General features: G+C 62.1%; 21 protein-coding genes. 5 read left to right on the plus strand and 16 right to left on the minus strand.

Going from position 1 to position 22,919, the window contains the following annotated elements; translation table 11 throughout:
- Positions 1–11: 11 nt before the first annotated feature.
- Together ACFVHU_RS09540 and ACFVHU_RS09545 are read left to right on the plus strand one after the other, a co-directional pair.
- On the plus strand, positions 12–818 hold the full coding sequence (locus ACFVHU_RS09540) for a glucosamine-6-phosphate deaminase (protein WP_388024194.1): 807 nt from the start codon (positions 12–14) through the stop codon (positions 816–818).
- A gap of 28 nt (positions 819–846) precedes the next feature.
- Positions 847–1,296 carry a cyclase gene (locus ACFVHU_RS09545; RefSeq protein WP_388024102.1) on the plus strand — a complete coding sequence of 150 codons (450 nt, stop codon included), beginning with the start codon at positions 847–849 and terminating at the stop codon, positions 1,294–1,296.
- Positions 1,297–1,305: 9 nt separating this feature from the next.
- Here the strand turns inward: ACFVHU_RS09545 and ACFVHU_RS09550 are convergent, their stop codons facing one another.
- The gene (locus ACFVHU_RS09550; protein WP_388024104.1) at positions 1,306–1,539 is read right to left on the minus strand and encodes a hypothetical protein; all 234 of its coding nucleotides are present in this window, start codon (positions 1,537–1,539) and stop codon (positions 1,306–1,308) included.
- 197 nt (positions 1,540–1,736) lie between these two features.
- Here ACFVHU_RS09550 and ACFVHU_RS09555 point away from each other — a divergent pair, with 197 nt between their 5' ends.
- Complete coding sequence (locus tag ACFVHU_RS09555) at positions 1,737–2,294, plus strand: hypothetical protein (protein WP_332487793.1); 558 nt, start codon at positions 1,737–1,739, stop codon at positions 2,292–2,294.
- Here ACFVHU_RS09555 and ACFVHU_RS09560 read toward each other — a convergent pair.
- The 7 genes from ACFVHU_RS09560 to ACFVHU_RS09590 all read right to left on the minus strand — a co-directional run bounded on the left by ACFVHU_RS09560 (position 2,291) and on the right by ACFVHU_RS09590 (position 9,998).
- Positions 2,291–3,091 carry an inositol monophosphatase family protein gene (locus ACFVHU_RS09560; protein ID WP_105657144.1) on the minus strand — a complete coding sequence of 267 codons (801 nt, stop codon included), beginning with the start codon at positions 3,089–3,091 and terminating at the stop codon, positions 2,291–2,293. The genes ACFVHU_RS09555 and ACFVHU_RS09560 overlap by 4 nt on opposite strands.
- Before the next feature lie 2 nt (positions 3,092–3,093).
- Positions 3,094–5,370 (minus strand): NAD-dependent DNA ligase LigA, encoded by a 2,277-nt coding sequence (gene ligA / locus ACFVHU_RS09565; RefSeq protein ID WP_388024106.1) that lies wholly within the window; start codon positions 5,368–5,370, stop codon positions 3,094–3,096.
- 47 nt (positions 5,371–5,417) lie between these two features.
- Complete coding sequence (locus ACFVHU_RS09570; protein ID WP_133833026.1) at positions 5,418–6,374, minus strand: PP2C family serine/threonine-protein phosphatase; 957 nt, start codon at positions 6,372–6,374, stop codon at positions 5,418–5,420.
- A complete protein-coding gene (locus tag ACFVHU_RS09575; RefSeq protein WP_388024108.1) occupies positions 6,374–7,585 on the minus strand; it encodes an adenylate/guanylate cyclase domain-containing protein in 1,212 nt (403 codons plus the stop codon). Before ACFVHU_RS09575 ends, ACFVHU_RS09570 begins: the two co-directional genes overlap by 1 nt.
- On the minus strand, positions 7,582–8,130 hold the full coding sequence (locus ACFVHU_RS09580) for a hypothetical protein (protein ID WP_388024110.1): 549 nt from the start codon (positions 8,128–8,130) through the stop codon (positions 7,582–7,584). Before ACFVHU_RS09580 ends, ACFVHU_RS09575 begins: the two co-directional genes overlap by 4 nt.
- Before the next feature lie 86 nt (positions 8,131–8,216).
- On the minus strand, positions 8,217–9,083 hold the full coding sequence (locus ACFVHU_RS09585) for a biotin--[acetyl-CoA-carboxylase] ligase (protein ID WP_388024112.1): 867 nt from the start codon (positions 9,081–9,083) through the stop codon (positions 8,217–8,219).
- Positions 9,084–9,140: 57 nt separating this feature from the next.
- Positions 9,141–9,998 (minus strand): NAD(P)-dependent oxidoreductase, encoded by an 858-nt coding sequence (locus tag ACFVHU_RS09590; RefSeq protein WP_133833029.1) that lies wholly within the window; start codon positions 9,996–9,998, stop codon positions 9,141–9,143.
- Between the two features lie 195 nt (positions 9,999–10,193).
- On the opposite strand from ACFVHU_RS09590, the gene ACFVHU_RS09595 reads away from it, so the two are divergent.
- Positions 10,194–11,804 carry an acyl-CoA carboxylase subunit beta gene (locus ACFVHU_RS09595; RefSeq protein ID WP_388024113.1) on the plus strand — a complete coding sequence of 537 codons (1,611 nt, stop codon included), beginning with the start codon at positions 10,194–10,196 and terminating at the stop codon, positions 11,802–11,804.
- A 52-nt stretch (positions 11,805–11,856) separates the two neighbouring features.
- Positions 11,857–12,075, plus strand: a complete 219-nt coding sequence (locus ACFVHU_RS09600) for an acyl-CoA carboxylase subunit epsilon (RefSeq protein WP_105657136.1) — start codon at positions 11,857–11,859, stop codon at positions 12,073–12,075.
- Between the two features lie 79 nt (positions 12,076–12,154).
- On the opposite strand, the gene ACFVHU_RS09605 is transcribed toward ACFVHU_RS09600, so the two are convergent.
- The 8 genes from ACFVHU_RS09605 to ACFVHU_RS09640 are packed head-to-tail and all read right to left on the minus strand — an operon-like array spanning position 12,155 to position 22,906.
- Positions 12,155–12,856 (minus strand): hypothetical protein, encoded by a 702-nt coding sequence (locus ACFVHU_RS09605; RefSeq protein ID WP_332503534.1) that lies wholly within the window; start codon positions 12,854–12,856, stop codon positions 12,155–12,157.
- A gap of 9 nt (positions 12,857–12,865) precedes the next feature.
- Positions 12,866–14,425: a serine/threonine-protein kinase gene (locus tag ACFVHU_RS09610; RefSeq protein ID WP_332503532.1), complete on the minus strand. Its 1,560-nt coding sequence runs from the start codon at positions 14,423–14,425 to the stop codon at positions 12,866–12,868.
- Complete coding sequence (locus ACFVHU_RS09615; protein ID WP_388024114.1) at positions 14,422–16,320, minus strand: FHA domain-containing protein; 1,899 nt, start codon at positions 16,318–16,320, stop codon at positions 14,422–14,424. The genes ACFVHU_RS09610 and ACFVHU_RS09615 overlap by 4 nt, the downstream gene beginning before the upstream one ends.
- Positions 16,317–17,141 carry a PP2C family protein-serine/threonine phosphatase gene (locus ACFVHU_RS09620; protein WP_388024115.1) on the minus strand — a complete coding sequence of 275 codons (825 nt, stop codon included), beginning with the start codon at positions 17,139–17,141 and terminating at the stop codon, positions 16,317–16,319. Before ACFVHU_RS09620 ends, ACFVHU_RS09615 begins: the two co-directional genes overlap by 4 nt.
- Positions 17,138–18,235, minus strand: a complete 1,098-nt coding sequence (locus ACFVHU_RS09625) for an RDD family protein (RefSeq protein WP_388024117.1) — start codon at positions 18,233–18,235, stop codon at positions 17,138–17,140. The genes ACFVHU_RS09620 and ACFVHU_RS09625 overlap by 4 nt, the downstream gene beginning before the upstream one ends.
- A complete protein-coding gene (locus ACFVHU_RS09630; RefSeq protein ID WP_388024119.1) occupies positions 18,226–20,580 on the minus strand; it encodes a DUF4129 domain-containing transglutaminase family protein in 2,355 nt (784 codons plus the stop codon). The genes ACFVHU_RS09625 and ACFVHU_RS09630 overlap by 10 nt, the downstream gene beginning before the upstream one ends.
- Positions 20,577–21,896, minus strand: coding sequence for a DUF58 domain-containing protein (locus tag ACFVHU_RS09635; RefSeq protein ID WP_105661753.1), 1,320 nt, complete (start codon positions 21,894–21,896; stop codon positions 20,577–20,579). Before ACFVHU_RS09635 ends, ACFVHU_RS09630 begins: the two co-directional genes overlap by 4 nt.
- The gene (locus tag ACFVHU_RS09640; RefSeq protein WP_105661752.1) at positions 21,896–22,906 is read right to left on the minus strand and encodes a MoxR family ATPase; all 1,011 of its coding nucleotides are present in this window, start codon (positions 22,904–22,906) and stop codon (positions 21,896–21,898) included. Before ACFVHU_RS09640 ends, ACFVHU_RS09635 begins: the two co-directional genes overlap by 1 nt.
- Positions 22,907–22,919: the final 13 nt, after the last annotated feature.

Here is a 22,919-nt window from a genome sequence, read left to right on the forward strand (position 1 = left end):
GAGTGCCCACCATGCGAGTGCTCATTGGTTCATCCCCTGAAGAAGTTGCACGCATCGCTGCCGACAACGTGTTGGCCGGCCTGGCCCACCACAGCGCTGGAGCCCCCTCGAATTTGGGGCTTGCCACAGGTTCGTCTCCGTTGGGCCTGTACCGTGAACTTTCCCGTGCGGTCCAGGAAGGCCGTGCCGATTTCACCGATACCCAGGGTTTCGCCTTGGATGAGTACATCGGGATCCCGGACACCCACGAACAGTCCTACCGCCAGACGCTGATCAACGAGGTCTGCAATGTCATCGGCTTGCCTGCCCGCTGCCTGCATGTACCGCAGGGCATGGCCGCATCCGTGGAAGCCATCGAGACGGCGGCCCGGGCGTACGATGCCTCCATCGCCCAGGCCGGTGGCATCCACGTACAGATTCTGGGTATCGGATCCAATGGGCATCTGGGCTTCAACGAACCAGGCAGCGCGCTGCGAAGCCGCACCCGCATCAAGCGCCTCGCGGCCAATACCCGTGACGACAACGCCCGGTTCTTCGACGGCATCGAGCACGTTCCCACCCACTGCGTCACCCAGGGACTAGGTACTATTCTTGACGCCGGCCGCTTGGTCCTGGTGGCTGTAGGCGCGGGCAAGGCCCAAGCCATTGCCGCTGCCGTAGAAGGGCCGCTGTCAGCTTCCTGCCCGGCATCCGTCCTGCAGCTGCACCAGGATGCAGTGGTAGTAGTTGATGAAGCGGCAGCCAAGGGGCTGAAACTGCGTGAATACTACGATGACGCGGCTGAGGAACTGACCGTCGTAGACCTCGTGGTCAGCTAAACCGCCCAGCCAATGGCATACTGAAGCCATGGCCGTCTACTTTGAATGCGTTACGCTTTGCGGTGCTTCACGTGCCGACCTCTTCGAGAAATCGCTCAGCATCGACGCGCACGCCGGTTCAATGGCCAATTCGCAGGAAAAGGCCGTGGCGGGGGTTACCAGCGGCGCTATCGGATTAGGCGAGCAGGTCACCTGGCGTGCCAAGCATTTCGGCATCCCCTTCCGGATGACCTCGAGGATTTCCGACCTGGATGCCCCGCACACGTTCACCGACCAGCAGGAGCGAGGGCCTTTCAAGTCCTTCCACCACGTCCATGAATTCTACGAGTCGGACCAGGGGACGTTGATGGTGGACAAGATCCGCTTCAGAGCTCCATTGGGTCCCTTGGGCTGGCTAGCCGAGCGGCTCGTGCTTGGCTGGTACCTGCCCAAGCTCATCCGGATCCGCAACGACTACCTGGTCAACGCGCAAGGCTAATCCTGCTCGCTAGCGGTCCTGTGGCTCGATGACCACAGCCCACTGGCGCACCGCGCAGGAGTCGGATTCCCCGCATTCTCCGGTCTGCGGCTGCGCCTGGACGATGACGGCCATCGGGCTGGGCAATTCACTGGCATCCACCGGAAGCACGTGGGTGAACGAACCGTCGGCGTTAACCGAGATTTTCAGATCCGGGCCTTGATCCAATATGGCTTCGCCCCGCTCCAAGATGACGGAGTACACGGTTGCAGTGCGGGACTGGAAGTTGGATCCGAGGGCTCATCGCCGTCGGCCTGCGAGGGGAATTATTGACGGCTCCACGTGTACAGTGGATTAGTCGCCACGACGGCAGTAAACCGCTACCCCTATCAAGGCCAATGACCCCGATGCAGCAGACCTCGACAGCCAGCTCACCTCTTGCGGTGCGAAAAATCGCCTTAGTGGTTTCGCACGTGCTCTCCCCCATTATCCTGGCCACCGTGTTGCTGTTGGCAACGCCATGGCGGGATTCCTCAGTGCGCTGGACCGAGTCGATTGTTGCCGCCTTGTTCACCACGATTATTCCGTGGCTGATCCTGGCCGGGGCGAAACTGCGCGGCAAGGTCACCGATATGCACGTGACCGTACGGCGTCAGCGGCATGGGATCTATGCCTATACCGCAGGATTGATCCTGTGCGGCCTGCTCGTGCTGCGGGTCATGGATGCCGGTTCCGGGATCTTCCTCGAAGTGCTCAGCATCCTGCTTGGATTGGCGCTTGTTGCCGTGATCAATTTGTGGTGGAAGGTCTCGGTGCACCTGGCTGTGGGCACCTACGTTGTTTTGCAGGTGGCGGGACAGCAGGCCGAGCTGATGCCGCTAGTGGTGTTCTTCCTTGCGGTGCTTTCCTGGGCCCGGATCCGCAGCTACCAGCACACCGCCACACAGGTGTGCGGCGGTGTAGCTGTGGGCATCGCCATCCATTACGCGCATCAGTGGATAGCAGCTTTGCTTCCCTAGGCGCTAGGCTCCGCGAGCTTGGCTGGATCCACCAATCCGGCGTACTGCCAGCCCGGGTTGCTGCTGGGCCTGCCTACCTGGCATCCGGCTTCCTCTGCAATCAGCGCGCCGGCAGCCCAGTCATACTCCTGGGTGCCATATTCGGCGTAGGCGTCCAAAGACCCCTCGGCCACCAGGCACAGGTCCAGCGCGGCCGAGCCGAGTCGGCGCACATTGACGTAGTCCTGGAGCATCTGCCCGAGCACTTGGGCTTGGAACTGGCGGCGCTGGGAATCATAGCCGAAGCCAGTTGCCAGGATCCTGGTCTCGGATTCGGCCGGTCCGGTGAGCTGTGTGAGCTTCCCGGATCGCAGATCAAGCTTCCATGCACCCAATCCCTTTCCGGCGAAGTATTCCACCTGCAATGCAGGGGCGACGATGGCCGCGGCTACCCAGGTCTCGCTGCCATCCTCGTTGCGTTGGCAGACGCCCACCGAGGAGCAGTAATAGGCGATGTTGCGCACGAAGTTCGTGGTGCCATCCAGCGGATCAATGCTCCAGCGCAAGCCGCTCGGGTTCGCAGGCTTGGCACTTGGATATTCCTCGCCGGTCAGTTCGTCGTTGGGCCGGGAGGTCAGGATGGCCGCGCGAATTGCTTCCTCGGCGGCACGGTCGAAGTCGGTCACCCAGTCCCCGGCCGCCGATTTGTCGGTGAGGTTGAACTGCGATTCATCGCGGCGGTTGAGTACTTCGGCGCCGGCGGCGGCGGCCCGGCGGGCAACCATTACCAGCGGATCATGAGTCACTGCGCGGTCCATTTCTAGCCTTCCGTTAGTGCGGCGAGGGCTACCTCGCGCGCTGCGTCTGGGCCCTGTTCAAGCAGGACGCCGAATCCGGTTTCGTCCAGTACCGGAACACCCAGGGACCGGGCTTTGTCCAGCTTTGACCCTGCGGCTTCGCCGGCCACCAGGAAGTCCGTCTTCTTCGAAACGCTGCCGGTGGCCTTGCCGCCACGGACAATGATCGCTTCCTTGGCGGTATCGCGGGAATAGTGTTCCAAGGTACCGGTCACCACAATGGCCAAGCCTTCGAGGTTCTTGGTGATGTTCGCATCTTGCTCGTCTTCCATCTTCACCCCAGCGGCCTGCCAGGAGGAGACAATTTCACGGTGCCAATCCACCTTGAACCAGTCCACCAGCGCGTCGGCAATGATTGATCCGACGGAATCGATTTCGCTCAGTTCAGCCTCGGCGTTGCCCGAGTCAAGGACCTCGAGCAGGGCATCCATGGAACCGTAGCGGGTGGCAATGGCCCGCGAAGCGTTCGGGCCAACGTGGCGGATGGACAGTGCCACCAGCACGCGCCACAGCGGGTTGCCCTTGGCCTTTTCCAGCTCATCGAGCAGCTTCATGGTGCTCTTGGTTGGCTCAGACGGCTTCTTGGCGGTGGCCTTGGAGTAGAAGTACGGGACGAGCTCGAAAATGCCGGTGCCTTCCCCCTTGGAACGCTTTTCCCGCCATACCTTCACCTCGCCAAGCTCGTCGAGCATGTCCTTGAGGTTGAACAGTTCGGCTTCATTCTTCAGCGGGCCGGAGCCAGCAGGCAGAATGATGCCGCCCTGGGTGGCAGGGTCCTCGCCCGGACCGCTGGTCAGGGCCGCTGCTGCTTCGTAGCCCAGCGCCTCGATATCAAGGGCGCTGCGTCCGCCGAGGTAGGCCACGCGTTCGGTGAGCTGGGCCGGGCAGGATTCAGCGTTGAGGCAACGAATGTCCACATCGCCTTCCTTGGCCGGCGCCAGTGGCTGCCCGCAGGATGGGCATTCGACAGGCATGACGAAATCACGCAGGTCATCGTTGCCCTCACGCAGTGGCAGCACCGGGCCAACAATTTCAGGAATGACGTCTCCCGCCTTGCGCAGGATAATGGTGTCGCCAATCTTGACGTTCTTCGCCTTGACGACTTCCTGGTTGTGCAGGGTCGCGCGGGCAACGGTGGAGCCAGCGACGAGGACCGGTTCCATCACGCCGAAAGGCGTCACGCGGCCGGTGCGCCCCACCTGGACCTGGATGTCCAGCAGCTTGGTGTGCACTTCTTCTGGCGGGTACTTGTAGGCGACAGCCCAGCGTGGAACACGCGAGGTGTAGCCCAGCTGTTCCTGGGTGGCCAGGTCATCGACCTTGATGACGATGCCATCGATGTCATGGATCAAGTCGTGGCGCTTCTCGCCGTGCTCGGCAATGTAGTCCTTGGCTTCCTGGCGGCTGCCGACAACGCGGCCGTAGGGCGAAACCGGAAGACCCCAGTTGCGCATCAGCTCGTAAGCCTGGGACTGTTCAGCAAGGTTGAAATCGCGGCTGCGGCCCAGTCCGTGCACGAACATGCGCAGCGGGCGCTTAGCAGTCTGTTCCGGGTCTTTCTGGCGCAAGGACCCGGCGGCCGCGTTGCGCGGGTTGGCCAGGGGCGCCTTGCCCTGGGCAATCAACGCTTCGTTGAACTTGTTGAAGTCATCGGTGGCAATGAAAACTTCGCCGCGGACTTCGAATTCTTCGGGCCAGCCGGTGCCGGACAACTCCTGCGGGATGTCGCCGATGGTCAGCGCATTGTGGGTAACGTCTTCACCGGTGGTGCCGTCGCCGCGGGTAGCTGCACGCACCAGCTTGCCCTGGCGGTAGGTCAGGTTCAGTGCCAGGCCATCGATTTTGACTTCGCACAGCCACTTGACCGGGGTTTGCGGGTGCAGGCGTTCGGCATTGACCTGGGCACGTTCGAGCCACGCTTCGAGTTCATCAAGTGAGAAAACGTCTTCCAGCGAGTACATGCGGCTTGCGTGGGTGACCGATGCGAAGGCGGCGGAAACTTCGCCGCCGACTTCCTGCGTGGGCGAATCCTGTCCAGCCAGGATGGGATAGGTTGCCTCGAGCAGCTGGAGCTCATGGAACAACGCATCGTATTGCGCGTCGGAGACCAGAGGAGCATCGTTTTGGTAGTACGCCTCGCGGTGGGCACGGATCTGCTCGACCAGCTGTTCATAGCGGGACTTGTCAGCTTCTGGCGGAACGTTGGTGGCCTCAACTGGTGTTACGTCTTTTTCACTCACGTATTCAATTGTGCCCCACCAGCGGACAGTTTAGCTGGCTTGGAGCCCTAGTTCCCAGGTGCGTCAATTTGCGCGGACTCGGCTGCCAGCACATCAAGGACAATCACCGCGATGTTGTCCCGGCCGCCAGCTTCCAGTGCGGCCCCGGTGAGAATCCGGGCCGCTTCGGTGCGGTCCTTGTAGTTCACCAGCAAGGTCTGCAAGATGTCTTCGGTCAGTTCGCCCGAGAGCCCGTCGCTGCACAGCATGTAGCGGTCGCCGATGCGCGGCTGCAAGACGGTGAGATCCGGCTGGCTTTCGGCGCCGGCGCCAAGCGCACGGGTAATCAGATTCCGGTGCGGATGATTGCGGGCTTCCAACTCGGTGATCTGCCCGGCATCCACCATTTCCTGCACGGCCGAGTGGTCACGGGTCAGCTGCTGCAGGGCGCCATCACGCAGCCGGTATCCGCGCGAGTCCCCCACGTTGACCAGCAACAGGCTCGGGATTTCATCGGCGACCACCGGAATCGGCTCGGTAGCTGGAGCCAAACTGGCGCGGTGGTTCTCCAGCATTTGCGGAGTGATCTTGGAGATGACATCAGTGTTCTGGGTCATCGCGAAACTTGAAGTCCAGGGCGGCACCGCGGCCAGTGGAGCGGTCACATTGTCCCGGCCTTTGCCCGGGGTCTTGATCTGCACCAATGCGCACAAGGTAGTGCCGCCACGTGATTCAAGCGCTTCGCGAATGCGGTCATCAGCCAGCTGCACCTGGCGCTGGACATCCGGCACGGATGGCAGTTTCCGAACCGACGTCTTATTGGCGAAGGTGCAGATTTCCTGCATGGTTTCCACCGCAAGCTGGCTGGCCACCTCGCCAGCTTCGTGACCGCCCATGCCGTCGGCTACCGCATACACGATGTCGTGAATCAGGATGCGGTCCTGGTTTTGCGTTCGTTTCCGGCCCACGTCCGTCAGCCCTGCCGCGGCGAGGATGAACGGTACCGGTGCTGGTTCTTTAGCCATTAGTCGATCACCAGTCCTGCTCCCTCGCCTGCGGAGAGCACATAGGGTTGAATGTCTCCAAAGCCGCGCACCGCGGTGATTTCCTGGGCGGTGAGCACAAAGCGTGCGTCATTGCGCAGGGTGTTTGCGGTAATCGCGTCGGTCAGCACGGTGCCCGGTTCCGCCAGCGAGGTCAGCCGAGCCGCCATGTTCACCGTAGGACCATAGATATCGCCCAGGCGTGAGAGCAGCCGGCCCCAGACCACCGCGCCGCGGGTTTGCGGGAAGAGCTCGTCCTTGGCCAGCTCGCGCGACAGGGACAGCGCAATCTCGGCGCCGGCCTGCGGGGTTTCGGCCACGTAGAGCACTTCATCGCCAATGGTCTTGACCAGGCGGCCACCGCCCACGGAAATGACTTCGGCGCATTTGGCTTCGAAGCGCTGCACCAGCTGGGCCAGGGTGCGCTCGTTCATGCGGCGCGACAGCGAAGTGTAGGAGACCAGGTCGGCAAAGCCCACCGCACGGGCCAGCGGCAGCGGGGTGCCGCCATCTTCGTCGCCACGGTCTTGGTTGTAGGCAGCCACTCCGGTTTCCACCCGCAATGCCATGCGGTGCACGGCAGAGTTCAGCTGGCGGCGCCATGAGTAGAGCAGCAGGTCTTCAATCGCTGGAATGATTTCGGGCAGCAGGCCGAAAAGCTGGCGGCGCGCCTGGCGATCCGACATGTTCTGGTTGGCGATCATGTCCTCAACCAGGGCTTCGATCTGCCATACCACCATGCGGTCAGTCATCTGGCCAACCGAACGCATCAGGGAAATGGCGGTTTCTTCGGTCAGCTTGCCTTCGCGGACCATCCCCACCATGGTGCCCAGGGCTTCCTTGTCGGCCTGGGTGAAGAACACTTCATCATCGCTGAGTTCAGGGAAGCCGATGGCGCGCCAGAGCTTGCGCGCGGAGTGCAGGGAAACACCGGCCTCGGAAGCGACCTCGCGGCGACGGAATTCGCGTTGGCCGCCGATGAGCCGCCTTTCCAGTGAAGCGACGGTGTCGCGGACAGCGTCGGGGGTGTGGGCCGGAATGCGCAAGGGGCCTTCCATGGCCTGCGCAAGTTCGAAAATTGGATCCGACTCGGCCGGTGTGGCCACAGGGGGGTGCTGGCGGGCGCCGCGGACAGCCTCGGCGGCGGACTGCGGAGAGTCTGCTCGGGGTGTGTTGGTGTGCTCGGTGCTCATGCCCCCATGCCCTCACTGTTCGTCGTTTCGGTGTGCGCCGCATTCTGGTTGCTGCGCAGGTTCGCCATCGCCTCCATTGCCAGGGATCGGAAATACGGTACCGAGGGGACATGTGAGAGTCTCACGTATCCCTGGTTCAGCACGATATCCAAGGTTCCCGCACGCGTCATGGTGTTCTTCGCCTTGCTGTGCGCGACGAGGTCGCGAACTGTAAATAATCCTACAGATTGCAGCTTGCCATCGTTGTATGTGGGCCGGAACATGATCCGCTCGGTGGTCAAGACGATTTGGCTGCGTAGCCAGCGGGCCCAGGGAATCACGCTCCAGATCAGCACCAGTGCGGCCCAGAGAACCACCGAAACAACCATCCACACATTCGCATTGCCAGCTAGCCAGTCCGAGAGATCTTCCCGGGAGAGATAGCCCAACGAGAAGGTGCACAGGGCAGTCAATACGAGGAAGGCTCCCACGGGCTGGCGCAGCACTCGGGAATGTTCACGAGTTTTGATAATCACTCGTTCCCTTTCATGCAGCGGCAACTTCATCGTGTTGTTCCTCGCCCCTCCTGTTCTCGACTCCGTGCTTCGGTCATCATCTCCAATAATAGTCCCGGGCCAAGACCCAAGTCTGGTTAGGCATACTTTCCGTCGGCGCGCCGTACGTGGTGCACGTCCCCTGCCATCACGTGCTTTCGCTGCCCGGTTCCATATTCCAGAACCAGTGAGCCGTCTGCGCCCAACTCGACCGCGTTGCCAACCAGCGTGGATCCATCGGGGAATTCCACACGCACTTCATGTCCCAGTGTGGCCAGCTTGTCGCTGACGAGCTGGCGCAAAGATTTTCCATTATTTCCCGGCAGCGGCATCTGCGCAAAGCCGCCGACCCGGCGGAAACCCTGATCCAGTGCTGCGAATTGCTTCAGGTACTCAGCCAGCAGTTCGGTGCGGTCCAAGTTCTGGGCGCCAGCCAAACGCAGGGAGGTCGCGGTGGGCACCGGAAGCTCGTCCCGGTTCTGGTTCACGTTGATTCCGGTGCCAACCACTACCCCGTAGCCGTTGCCAGTTGGAACCATTTGCGCCAGTATGCCGCAGACTTTCTGCTCTCCGGCCAACAAATCGTTGGGCCATTTGATGCCCAAGGGAACGCCGCCGATATTCTCGGCGGCCCGGCTCCAAGCCAGGGCCGCAAGCATGGTGTACCAAGACAGGGATTCGGCAGGGAAGCTGGGACCGGGCACCGCCAAGACACTGACGGTCAGGGAGGACCCTGCCGGAGTTACCCATTCACGGCCCAAACGCCCTTTGCCTGCCTGCTGGTGATCCGTGAAGTACACGCTGAGGTGGCCGGCATCCCCATTGCCAGCCAGTTGCGCCAACTCGGTATTGGTTGAACCGGAGGTTGGCTTGATATTAACCAGCCCCAATCCCAGCTGCGCGGTGAGCTCGGTGAAGAGCCGGGAATCGAGAACTGCGCGGTCGGTGCCATGCGGGTTTTCCATACCTCCAACCCTATGGCACCGGCCGATGATTACGCTTAGTCCTGCCTCGTCATCTGCCTAGAGGAAGATGTCTTCAACCAGCGGGACTTCTGGGTTCAAGGTGTACTTCTCCAGGTCCGTCTCGCCAGCCAGCGTCAGCACCTGTCCATCCGTGAAGAAGTTTCCGCTGACTCCGGCTGGCGGGCTGGCAAGAATGGCCATGGCGGCATCTGCCACGACCGAAGCATCGCGCGCTCCCTGAACCATTTCCTGTCCGCCCGGCAGGTTCCGGATGGCTGCGGTATCGATCAGGGTTTCCGGCCAGAGCGAGTTCACGCCGACGCCATCGTCCTTCAGCTCTTCGGCCAGGCCAAGGGTGGTCAGCGACATGCCGTATTTGGCCATGGTGTAGGCCAAATGCCGTCCAGCCCACTTCGGTTCCAGGTTCAATGGCGGGGAGAGGGTGAGTACATGGGCATGCTCGGAGGCGCGCAGGTACGGGAGCGCGGACTTTGAGAGCAGGAAGGTGCCGCGGACGTTGATGTCCTGCATCAGGTCGTAGCGCTTCATATCAAGCTGATCGGTCTTGGCCAGGTTGATGGCCGAGGCGTTGTTGACCACAATGTCGATGCCGCCGAACTTTGCCACGGCCTCTTCCACCGCGCGCTGCACATCGGCGTCCACGCGGACATCGCCAACTACGGCCAGGCCCTTGCCACCTGCTTCTTCGATTTGCGCAACGGCGGTGTGGATGGTCCCTTCCAGTGCCGGATGCGGCGTATCGGTCTTGGACAGCAGGACCACATTGGCCCCATGCTTGGCTGCGGCCAGGGCGATAGCCAGGCCGATGCCGCGGCTACCGCCGCTCATCAGGATGGTGCGGTTTTCCAGGTTCCCGGGAACAGGTGCGATAAGAGTGCGCGATTCACTAGTCATGTGATATAGATTACGCGATGATCCCCCACTAAGCTACTGTTCAGTAACTTATTCTGGCGTGCCACGCACCAGATATCGGGCCATTTTGTAAGATTCCTACAAACAAATGAGCTGTTTGCCCAGCTAGACTGGCTTAGTTGGCATTTTTCTTGTGCCATTCCTACACATTGAAGACAACTCGAGGGAGTCGAAGGCATGACGCAGGGCAGAACCGAGGCAGCCGAGTCAATCGACCTGTCCACCACCGCCGGAAAGCTTGCTGAGTTCCGCCGCCGCCAGAAGCTCTCTAAAGCGCCAAGTGGCGAAGCAGCGATTGAAAAGCAGCACTCCCGCGGCAAGCACACTGCCCGCGAACGCATTGAAATGCTCATGGACGAGGATTCCTTCGTTGAGTTCGACGCCCTCGCAGTCCACCGCTCCACCGCCTTCGGCATGGAGAAGAAGAAGCCATTAGGCGATGGCCTGGTCTCCGGCTACGGCACCGTCGATGGCCGCCTGGTGGCTGTCTACTCCCAGGACTTCACCGTCTACGGCGGCTCCCTGTCCCAGGTCAACGGCGAGAAAATCGTCAAGGTCCAGGAATTTGCGCTGCGCAACGGCTGCCCAGTTGTCGGCATCCTGGATGGCGGAGGTGCCCGCATCCAAGAAGGCGTCGCTTCCCTGGCCATGTTCGCCGACATCTTCCGCAACAATGTCCATACCTCGGGCGTTGTCCCGCAGATCTCGCTGATCATGGGCCCATCGGCCGGTGGTGCAGCGTACTCCCCTGCACTGACCGACTACGTGATCATGGTCGACAAGACCAGCCACATGTTCATCACCGGTCCGGACGTCATCAAGACGGTTACCGGCGAGGAAATCGACATGGAAACCCTGGGCGGCGCCCGCCAGCACAACGCCAATACCGGTACCGCCACCTATCTTGCGTCCGATGAAGAAGACGCCGTGGAGTTCTGCAAGGAACTGCTCGATTTCCTCCCGTCGTCCAACCTCTCGGATCCGCTGGTTGCCGAATTCGATGAAGAACTGGATATCACTGCCGAGGACCTGGAGCTCGATACGCTCATCCCGGACTCCGCCAACCAGCCTTATGACATGCGCACGGTCATCGAGTCGGTTGTCGACGACGAGCATTTCTTTGAAATGCAGTCGCTGTACGCACCGAACGTGATGATTGGCTACGCCCGCATCGAAGGGCGCACCGTGGGCATCGTCGCCAACCAGCCAATGCAGTTCGCTGGCACCTTGGATATCGCCGCCTCGGAAAAAGCTGCCCGCTTCGTGCGCAACTGCGACGCCTTCAACATCCCGATCCTCACCTTCGTGGACGTGCCAGGCTTCCTGCCGGGCAAGGACCAGGAATTCCAGGGCATCATCCGCCGCGGTGCGAAGCTGCTCTACGCCTACGCCGAGGCCACGGTGCCGAAGCTGACCGTGATTACCCGCAAGGCCTACGGCGGAGCGTACATCGTGATGGGTTCGAAGAAGCTGGGCGCGGACCTGAACCTAGCTTGGCCTACCGCGCAAATCGGCGTGATGGGTGCCCAGGGCGCAGTGAACATCCTCTACCGCCGCGATCTGGCCGCAGTGGAAGCCGAAGGCGGAGACGTCGAGGCCCGCCGCAAGCAGATTATCGACGACTACGAGGCCGAACTGCTCAACCCCTATCAGGCGGCGGAGCTGGGCTACGTGGATGCGGTCATCGCCCCGAGCGAGACCCGCTTCCAGCTGGTTCGCGGCCTGCGCGCACTGCGCGAGAAGCACGTTAGCCTGCCGCCGAAGAAGCACGGCAACATCCCGCTGTAAGCAGCAGTGCCTGCCCGCCTAGTACCAGCTAAAACCAATAAGGAGCACTCCCATGGAACAGAACGCTGCGTTGCCTGTTGCCCCGCAGATCCGCGTCACCAAGGGAAACCCCAGTGACGAGGAAGTGGCGGTAGTTACCGCGCTGCTCGCTGCCATGGGCAATACTCCGGCTCCTGCACCAGAAGCCGCAGAGCCCAAGAAGCGTGTAGCCCGGATCCGCAGGCGCCGGGCGCTGGCCCCGCGTTTGGGCTGGACTATTGGCCGGCGCTAAGGCCTGCTGAAAGCGATGGCCCGGAACGTTCCCTAGCGGAATTTTCCGGGCCATTGCTCTGTGCAGCGCCGCTGGCATCCTAGTCTTCGTCGGGAACTTCGAAGTCCAAGATGGCTAGGTCTGCACGAGTCACCAGATGCGAACTCACAGCGTGTTCCACCAGTCGCGCCCTGCGGTTGGTGGCCAATTTTCCAGGCCCCCCGCGCAGCCCGGCCACGCCGGCCTTGTCCAATTTGTCGCAGACGTTATCGAGTTTGCGATTGAACTTCGTAATTCCCCACCCCAGCCGGGCGGCGGCAGCGGCACTTGTGGGAATTGAACTCAAGCCAGTGCCTTCACGGCGCAGCATCGGCTCAGCCAGGACAACGACCAAGGCCCGCTGGGCACTGGTCAGCAGCACCGGGCCAATGGTGGTCTCGCCCGAAGCGTCGTAGTCCATGTAGGCCTGCCGGAATGCCGGCTGCGCAACATGAATCGATAGCTCGTAGGTGGTGGGACCGGCGGTGAAAACCACACCCACCCGGTTCAGCACCAGGGGCAGGCTCGATTCCGGCGAGAGCCAGGCCTGCAGTCCGCCGGTACGGTCAGCAATCGTCGCGGTCAGCCGGCTACCGACATTATTAAGCCACCACAGCCCGCTTTGCTTGGTAATCGTCAAGAAGTGCCGGTGCAAGTAGGGATTGTCGTCGATGGCCAGGTCGCCTTCTCGGCCGATGGTGAAGGGCTTGGCATCGTGGACAGGATAGTACTGTCCGCAGTACTCGATAGTTACTTCACTCATCTCTCTTGCCTACTTTCCTGAACCTGCGGCGGTGCAGAACCGTGCTCCATCCGAGATACGTCCATCATCGCGCACGAGCTTGACCTCGATACAGGTTTGTCCGCCTTTCCCGATCTCGGTAGTGGCGCTTGGGGACATCGTCTGCTTGTATTCTCCCGTTTCCGTGGCGGTAATTGGAGCCCACCGGTAATGGTCTGCCTTATTCGGTTCTGGGTTGGACCAACGGAAAGTTACAGTTTCTCCGACCGTGGAGTACGCAAAATTATCCACCTTCGGCACAGTGCCGCCAACCAATGCATCCTTGGGCCCGTCCGTCGCTGTAATAGGCGGGCCAGAACGCTGTGCAGCATTTTGGTCCGGCAAGTACATGTTGGCAATGACAGCGCCGCCAACCAGGAGAAATAGCACAAGGCCCACTGCGATGAAGACCTTCGGCAGGCCCTGGCGCGGCTTCGGTTCTGCCGGCGCGTCCACCGGCGTTCCTGATTCGCCTGGAGCTGCGCTCTGCTGGCCCGGAGCCGAAATGGAATCCTTCGGCATTTCCAGCCGCGGTATTGGAACTGACGGTCCTGCCTGCCGCAGCCGTTGCCCGGGAACGGAGGAAATCATCGGTGGGGCAGGCAGCGGACGCTGCGCATCGCTAATCGAAGTAACATTGCGAACGCGAGTGCTCTCGCCGTGATCTTCGTCAACCGCTTCTGCAGGTTCTTCAAGTACTTCAAAGGGCGTGACCGAGAAGCCCAGCTCGATCTGGATTCGTTGCATCGAGCGGGCCAGTTCGGCAGCCGAGCCGAATCGCGACGCCGGGTTCTTCGCCATGGCTACCGCCAGCGCCTGGCTCAATGATTCAGGAACATCAAGCCGTTCCAACGGCACCAACGGCGTATTGCAAATCCGCTCAATGAGTACTGCCTGCGAATTATCCTGTCCAGGACGGACGAATGGCGAATGCCCGGCCAAGATCGTATAGATCGTGGCACCGAGCGAGTACACATCCATGCGCACACCCGGAGGCATGCCATCGCCGAAGGCTTCCGGTGCGGACCATGGCACCGAAAGCCCAGCGGTGTGTGAACCGATAGTTCCCGAGATGCCGAAGTCGGTCAGCGCCGGCCTGTTGTAGTCGGTGGTCAGCACGTTTCCCGGCTTGATATCGCGATGCACAATGCCAGCAAGATGCGCAGTATGCACCGCTGAACACAACTGGATCGCCAGGGACAGCGTTTCATCAATGCTCAGGACGCCACGACGGTATCGGACGTCCAAAGAAGGCCGGGAACAATACTCCATGGCCAAATAGGAACGTCCGTCTTCGGTGATCTCCGCTTGGTAGATCGTGACAATATACGGATGAGTGGACAGCTGGGCCATCAAGTTGGCTTCCGCCTCGAATCGCTGGCGGGCTTCCTCATCGCTGACATCCGCCAGCAGCACCTTCACCGCCACCTTGCGGTTGGGCCGGTGCTGCTCGTACAGATAGACATCGGAAAATCCGCCCGTGCCCAGCGGCTTGACGTAGGTGAATCCCGGGATCTGCGGTGCCGGAGCTGGCGCGCGCCGCAGGCTCACGGCAGATCCTCGAAGCGTATGCTCACGCCATCGCCCAGATCAGCAACATCGCCGTTGATCAGCATGATCTCCTGGTGCCGGGACAGGCGCCGTGGCCGCTGCCCTTCGCGCAGGAGCACGGTGCCATTAGTCGCACCCAGGTCAACCAGCTGCACATGCCATCCTTCCACATGCACATGCAGGTGCGAACGGGAGATATCACCGCTTGGGCTTTCCACCTTCAGCAGCCGGGGTTCGGTGTCGGATTTGATGGCTGCTGCGCTTGGCTGGCGCCCCAGGATCACCGAGCGGTTCAGTTCATGGGCGTATTCGCGAGCGCCACCGTGATCGCTGACAATCATGCGGCCCATGGCCGGTTTGCGAACTTGCTGCGCTTGGCCGGTGAGGCGCTCGCCGCATTCCCGGCAGGTCGAGGCAGTTGGAGGGTTGGGATGCCGCTTGGAGCAAGAGCGGGCCAAGATGAATTCATTCAGCGACACCGAATTTTCGGTGCCGTCCTTGGCGTCCAAACCTGAAGCGGCGCTGGATTTCGGAACACTGGAGCCGCGGATGATCGTGTGCTCGTCGTCGGCTGGTTCAACCGGCCGCGCCGAAGAGGCAGGACTTCCCGGGCGCGGTTTGATAATCGTGTCCAGATCATCGCCCTGGCCGGTATCGTAGACGGTCTCTGCTGCACCTCTGGCACCCAGCAGCTGTCCGCCCAGCGATAGTTCCTCCGAGTAGGCTTCCTGCTCGTATTGTGCTGGATCCTGAGTTTCTTCCGAGACTTCGGTCGGCGGCAGCGCATAACTCGTTGCCGTGCCATCTGTCTGCTCATCCCCGGCACCCTGTGCAGATACCTTGGCCGCGTCGGCTGCCTTGGCTGCTCGTGCCAACACAGCTGCGGGGCCCTTGGGATCTCCTGCTTCTTTGGACGGCGCGGCGGCGCCCGGGTCGGATGCCGGCTTGGCGGCAGTTGGCGCTGGTTCTTTCGCTGCCGCTGGGGCCTTTGCCGGCGCGGGCGCAGCAGCAGGCTTGGCCGCGGTTGCTGCGGGGGTCTTTGCCTGCGCGGGCGCCGCCGCAGGCTTAGCCGCAGCTGGCACTGGTTCTTTCGCTGCCGCTGGAGCTTTTGCCGGAGCAGCCGCCGGCTTGGCGACAGCGGGGGCCGCCGCAGGCTTAGCAGCAGCTGGCGCTGGCTCTTTCGCTGCCGCTGGAGCTTTTGCCGGAGCATCCGTCGGCTTGGCAACAGCGGGGGCCGCCGCAGGCTTAGCCGCCGTTGCTGCGGGGGCCTTTGCCTGCGCGGGCGCAGCAGCAGGCTTAGCCGCGGTTGGCGCTGGCGCCTTTGCCGGAGCCGCAGCAGGCTTGGCCGCAGCGGCGGCAGGCGCCATCACGCTTGGAGCTGCTTTGGCCGGAGCAGAAGGGGTGGCGGGTGATTTGGATGCGGCACCGGCGGGCGCACCAGCAGCCGCATCCCCTTCGGTGCCCCACTCAAGGCTGGATACTCGAACAATGCCTTCGCTAATTGGCAGCGCGAACGCAGCTTCAGGATTCGCCGAACCGGTGCTCAAAGTCCATGACTTCGACTCGCCAAGTTTGCGTTCGGTCCAGGTCGCAATGCCGGCACCGCTGACCAGCTCGTCACCGGCAGCTGTCCGTGCGGTAAATTCTGGGGCTCCCCGCAAGACCAGATGCGGTGCCCTGTCCCGGGAAACCAAAGCGAAGTTCGGCAGCTCGGCAATGTTCATCTGGTAAAGCGGCAACAGCTCTGAGAGCAGTGCTTCCACCGTCGTCTTCCCAACGAGGTTGGACCACAAAACGTTGACCTGTTCGGCGCTGGCGCTGGCAGGAAGCAGGACGATGTGCTGGTTATTCACCAGGGCGTACCAGTCTCCGGGAATGTAACTCAGGCCGTTCATGATTTCTCCTCTTGGTGGCTCGTGGTCGATATGCGTGGGATTGTAATGCCAACATCATCGGGGTGCCCATACTGCACGTCGGCGACGATCACGCTGATATTATCGCGTCCTCCGGCGTCGATGGCCGCTTGGACCAGTTCCTCGGACGCCTGCTGCGGATCCGGGAAACGCGAGAGGATCTCCTGGATTGCGGCGTCGCCGACTTCGCTGCTCAGCCCATCTGAGCAGACCAGAATGCGTTCGTGCCCTGCTAGTGGCACCAGCCAGTAATCGGGTTGGCTGTTGGCGTTGATCCCCAATGCGCGGGTGATGACGTGCCGGCGCGGATGGGTGGCCGCTTGCGCGGCGTCCAACTGGCCGATATCCATCAGCTCCTGCACTTCGGAGTGATCGATGCTGACCTGTTGCAGCAATCCTTGGGCCCACAGGTAGGTGCGCGAGTCGCCTACGTTGAAGACCAGCAGTTCGGGTTGTTCTTCCTGCCCGCTGGAGGTCCTTGCATCAATCAGCACGGCCCCGGTGAGTGTGGTTCCGGCTCGGCCGGAGCCTGCCTCCACAATGCTGCGGTCAGCTTCAAGCAGCAGCGTGTCCAGGGTTTCCGGATCGAGATTGGTGCCGGCGTCTTGGAATCCTGCACCCAGGATTTTGAGGCACAGGGTGCTAGCTATTTCACCTGCCTCATGCCCGCCCATGCCATCGGCAATGGCCAACAACCGTTCCGAGGCCAGCAAGCTGTCCTCGTTCAGGGCGCGGCGCAGTCCACGGTCAGTTGCCTGGCCGTGGCTGAATCTGAGGCTGGCTGCCGGGCTAGTATCTGTCATGGACGTTCCACCTGGAAGTAGCGGTCACCGAAGTACACCGTATGGCCAATCATTGCCTGTTCCGGCTTGCCCGGGACAAGTTCGCGCACGTTTCCATCTTCATCGACAATGGATGAGCCGTTGCCCGAATCCCGGTCCGTAACCCAGACACTGCCTACGCCCGGCTCGATCAGCAGATGCGTTTTGGAGACGGTGCGTTCCGGATCATCCACGGCGACCAGGTGAACACCTGCATCGCCCTCTGCGTAGGAAGGGTTGCGTCCGATCAAGATGCTGCCAGCAAGGTCAAGGCACCGGCTATCGTCAAAGAGCAGATGCAAGGCATCAGGCGATTGCGAACGAATCTGCGTGTGACCGAGATCTGCATCCGGGTCACCACCGGACTTGGACGAAGGGACTTCAACGATCTTCGCCTCCGGCTTAGGCTGCGAGGCAGGACGGGGACGAGCTGCTTTCTGCGCCTCAGGCGCATTGGCGCGCACGGCGCCTGGCACCGAATCGATGACTCCCGAGGACTTGCCGGGCTCTTCTTCTGGTTCGCCCACGAAGCGACGGCCCGGAGCATACTGCTGCTCAGGCGCGAAAGACCCCGGTCCCCCAGTACCACCGGTAGTCAGCGGATCCCGTCCAGCCTTGATATCCAGTACCAGCGTCCCGGCCGCCTTATCGTGCCATCCCTGCTTCTTGCCGTTCGCGTCGAATTGGTTGGAGATCACCATCAGCACCGGTCCCAGGATCGGAACGATACCCGCGACGGCTATCAGCAAACGGCGAATAATGGTCTTGCCCCAGCCCGGGCGCTCGCCTGACACAGTAGCGGTGCGTAACCCGAGGAGCACATTGCCAAGACTCTTGCCTGCAGCAGCTTCCCACCACCACAAGAACACCGTGTAGGCCAGAGCCAGGACGCCGTACAGGATGTACGTTCCGGCGATCTCGCCCATGATCTGCGGCGCATCCAGCGAGTTCACCATCCTGGATCCGATCATCGGCAGGAAAATAGCCGAGAGGACCAGTACTGGCAGGAAGTCGACGAGCCACGAAAGCAGCCGCTGCGCAGTTCGGGCATCTACCAGGTCCATTTTTACCGCCATGGCTTGCTCCTGTTTTTCCGTTGCAATGTTCGTGCCGTGGTGACCGTTTTAGCCGCCAACTCGTGTATCAGAGAGCGTGGAGAGTATTTCACCCGCATCTTGCCGAAGAAGCCCAGCGGCTCTTGCATCTTCAGGGTCTGCGCAATGACATCCTCCCAGTACTTCCGCACTTGCTCTTCGGTCGGTTCTTCATGCGCGAAGTTCGCCGCATCCGCACGCTGCGCCAGCGACTGCACCGGGCTGGACAGCGCCGGGAAACCGTCGGCCAGCACGCCGGCACTTTCCCGCCGGGTCGCACCGCTGGCAGTCGCGATTCGGTGGTCAGTGGCATGGCTGAGCAATTCCTGCCAGCCACCGCTCACGCGGTCACCGGCGCTGCCGGTTTGAGAACGCTTCTGCCTGCGGCGCAGCTTCAGCAAGGCAACCAGCAGCAGCGGCGAGAGCACAAGCAGCACCGAACCCAGCGAAATGCCGGCGACAATGATGACCTGGCCCCAGCGTTCCCAGAAGGTTTTCGGTTCCTCTTCGACTTCCTGCGGCTCCGGTGCAGTTTGCGGAGGCAAATCCGCTTCTTCCTGCGCCGGTGGTGGCGGTTGCAGCACCTGCGGCTGCGGCACAGCCTTGGGTTCCTGTTCCGGAGGAGTGGGCTGCTCGTCTTCATTCGGCGTCGGGTTGAAAGCAACCCAGCCTATTTCCTCGAAAGCGATCTCCACCCAGGCATGAACATCGGACCCCTTGATTTCAACGGCCTTCCCCGGCGCGTATTCCTCCGGGTAGAAACCCATGACTACGCGCGCAGGGATCCCTTGCTCGCGGGCCATCAGCGCCATCGCGACAGCATACTGCTCGTCATCGCCGATCATCTGCTCGGCATCGAGCAGGCTGGTGATACGTCCCGCTCCGTGCCCGGAGAGCGAGGGAACCTGGCCCTCGGTGCCGTTGGAGAAGAATCCGGTTCCGGAAAGCATGGCTTCAATGCTCCGCACGCGCTGCAGGTCGCCGCGTGCCGTACCGGTGAATTCGGCGGCCTTGGCTCCCGCCGTGGCTGGCACATTGGCCAGCTCTGGCATGCGGAACTGCGCCAAATCCAGTTCATTGAGCTGGTCATCGCTCGGCTTGGCGGGGAAGAGCACCTTAGCCGTGTAGGCATCGCCCTTCTCCAGGCCAATGGAGCTCAGCGCGCTTTCAGAGGTATCGCTGTAGAACAGGGAACGGGCCAGTTCATCTTCACGACCGCCGGCCAGATCCAAGCCCATGAGCTTGCCTCCGGAAGGAACCCACACCCCTTCATAGTCCTGGATCGAGATTTCAAGTTCAGCCGCTTCGCGGCCTTCCAGCGTCTGGGCAGAACGAATATCGCTGGCATCACCCACGGGGGCAAAACTGCCACCAGCGGAAGGATCCACGTTGATGACCATGCCGTTGTAGGAATCCAATGCGGCCAAGCGGATGCGCTCGTCCTTTGGCAAGCCCTTGACGGTCAGCAGGGTGTCGTCAGCCATTGTCTTCACATACTTGCGGAAACTCGTCAGCGGGCTTGGATAATCGTAGAGATCCACAGGCGGTTCCAACGCATCGCGCCACACCTGGCGCGGGGTTTCGGGGGCCAGCAGCGGAGTGGCCGCGGCGGTCGCTACGCCGGCTCCGGCCAGCACCAGGGCTCCGGCAATGATGCGGCGCAGCAACATCTGCTGGCCGCCATGGGAGTCAAGCTGCTCGTGGTTCAGCGAGCTGAATCCGCCGGAAATGCGCGTGTCCATAAAGCGCCGCCAGGCAAGCCAACCGACCAATACCGCAATCAAGGCGACGCCACGGGCGATCGGCATCGGCACGTCGCGGGTGCCGAAAACAATACCCAGCACGAACATCGCCAGCAGCGGCAGCAAAGTCCAATACGGCGAGCGCAAATGCCAGGCCGCCAAGCCGGCCAGCAGCGCGGTGAGCAGCGCGGAAAGGAAGGCCACGATCAATACGCCGCCGTAGGAGCCTACCGGTGGCGCCACGGTGAGCATGTCTTTCCAGCTGAAGACCAGGCCGGTCAGCAAGGTGCGCAGGGATTGCCCGGTGGGCAAGATTCCGAAGGCAGCCTCGCGTGGAGTCGCCAACGGGGTGCCCAGCACGAGGTACAGCAGTGCGAACAGGGCCATGGTCCGCCAAGTACCCAGCTTGAAGTGCACATTGGCCCAGGCCAGTGCAAGACCGGCAACAATTCCGCCGACGGCAGCCAGGATGAAGTTCAAGCTCGCGCCGTAGGCGTCCAGGAGACCCAGGGCACCAAGGACCAGGGCCAATCCCAGACAGATCGCGTCAACGCCGAAGCGCCAGAGGGGCAAAGACTGTTTCATGCCACGGCCTTTCGCAGCATCAAGCCGAGTTCTTCCAGCTTGCCCAGGCTCAGTACCGTCAGCTCGCCAATGTTCGAGCGCGTCGGCTCCATGCCGGTCTCGCACCTGATAGCGATGGCGCGCACTCCGGCAGGCACATGCATCCAGGCTTCACGCAGCGACTTTGCACTGGTCCTGGTGCCGGTGAGGAAGAAAAGCACCGACGCTCCGGGCACGATATCGGCGGTGTGGCGAACCACCTGCACCAGGTTCTCGCGCTGGCCAGCGGCTGCTTCGATGCGGGTCAGCGAGTCCATCATCATGCGGCCGCTGTCGGTGCGCACCGGACCTTGCTGGGTCACGATGGCCAGCTTGCGCTGTTCCGCCACTGCCTGCTGCCCGATGGAGGCAGCGACCGAAATAGCCAGTTCGAAATCTTCCTCTGCGTGCGCCTCGCAGTACTCGTCCAGATTGGTGCTCAGGCTCAGTGCCAGGTGCGAACGCCGGGTCTCTTCGAACTGGCGGACCATCAATTCACCGGTACGCGCCGTTGACTTCCAGTGGATATGGCGGCGGTCGTCTCCTGCCTGGTATTCGCGCAGGGCGTGGAAGGACACATCGGAGTTCGAGAGATCCGAAGTGGGCATGCCTTCGAGGTCGCGGATGAAACCAGCAGAGGAGCCATCGAGCGCGGTGGTGCGCGGATGGATGAACAGCTCGTAGCGGTCGGTCCATTTCACCTGCCGGCGCAGAATGGCGAAGGGGTCCTGGCGGACCGAGCGGACCGGCCCCACCTCCAGCACCTGGCGGCGCTGGGTCGGGATGGTGAACAGGTCTTCGTGCGTTCCTTGCGGCTCCAGGCGCGGGATCCGGAACTGGGCGGCACCATGGCCTACCGGAAGTTCCATCATCACCGGCGCTGCGCTGCGCGAGGCCTGGTTGGCCACCTGCAGGGCGCCAACGGCGCGGTCCCCCACAGCGACACGGGTGCGGTGCAGGTCCAGGTCCACGCTGAAATCATTGCGGCCCAGGATGAATCCCACGGAAGCCAGCAGCAGCAAGGTGGCCATGAAGGCGCCGAGCAGGGCCTCCTGCCAGCCGAAACTGGCGCCCAGGATCCACAGGAGAATCGCTGTACCCAGCAGCACGAAGCCCAGCGGCGAAATGACCGTGGTGACCGGTGCGAGGAAACGGGTGCTGAATTCCTTGACCCGCGCTGTTGCAGGGCGCAGGTATTCGCGCAGCACCTGCATTGCTTCGCTGGCCATGGTCAGCGACATTTCGGCCCTGCGATTCAGCCTGGTGCTCCGTGCAGAACGCTTAGCTCGTCTGCTCATTAATGCTCGTCCTGGTCCTTGCCGGCGGCCGGAGCGGAGTCTTCATTGCCACGGCGGGTTGGGGCCGGGACCTTGCGCAGCACCGAGGTGATGACCTGGGCGGAGGTGGTGCCGGTGAATTCCGCTTCCGGGTCCAGCACCAGGCGATGGGTGAAGATATAGGGCGCCAATTCCTTGATGTCATCCGGCAGCACGTAGTTCCGTCCCTGGCTGGCAGCCCACACCTTGGCCGCGCGCACCATCGCCAGGGCTCCGCGGACCGAAACTCCCAAACGGGTTTCCGGAACTTCGCGGGTCGCTTCGCACAGCGCCGCGACGTACTCCAGCACGGCGGTGTCCACATGCACGGTGGTTGCCAGCTCGGCCATTTCCACCACTGCTTCGGTAGTGATGATGGCGCTCAGCGCGGTCGAGCGGTCACGCTGGGTACTGCCCGAAAGCAGCGCCACGGTGGCTTCCCGGTCCGGATACCCGATGGAGGTCTTGATCAGGAAACGGTCCAGCTGGGCTTCGGGCAGCCGGTAGGTACCGGCCTGCTCGATCGGGTTCTGGGTGGCAATCACCATGAACGGGCGAGCCTGCGGGTAGGTGGTGCCATCGACGGTGACCCGCCCTTCTTCCATGACTTCCAGCAACGCCGACTGGGTCTTTGGAGACGCGCGGTTGATCTCATCGGCCAGCACGAGGTTGGCGAAGATCGGTCCATGGTGGAAGTCGAACTGCCCGCTGCGCTGGTCGTAGATGGTGATGCCGGTGACGTCCGAGGGCAACAGGTCCGGGGTGAATTGGATGCGCGAGTTGCTGCCCCGCACCGTGGCGGCCAGCGAGCGGGCCAGCATGGTCTTGCCGGTGCCCGGTGCGTCTTCGAGCAGCACGTGCCCTTCGGTGAGCATGGCAGTTAGCACCAGCTTGATGGCCTGGTCCTTGCCCAGCACGGACAGTCCGACATTGGACACCAATTTGGCGAAGGTATCGCAGAACCAGTTGGCCTGCTCGGTGCTCATGGTCATGGCAGTGTTTGTT

The organism is Glutamicibacter sp. NPDC127525, assembly GCF_042672105.1.
GTDB lineage: Bacteria > Actinomycetota > Actinomycetes > Actinomycetales > Micrococcaceae > Glutamicibacter.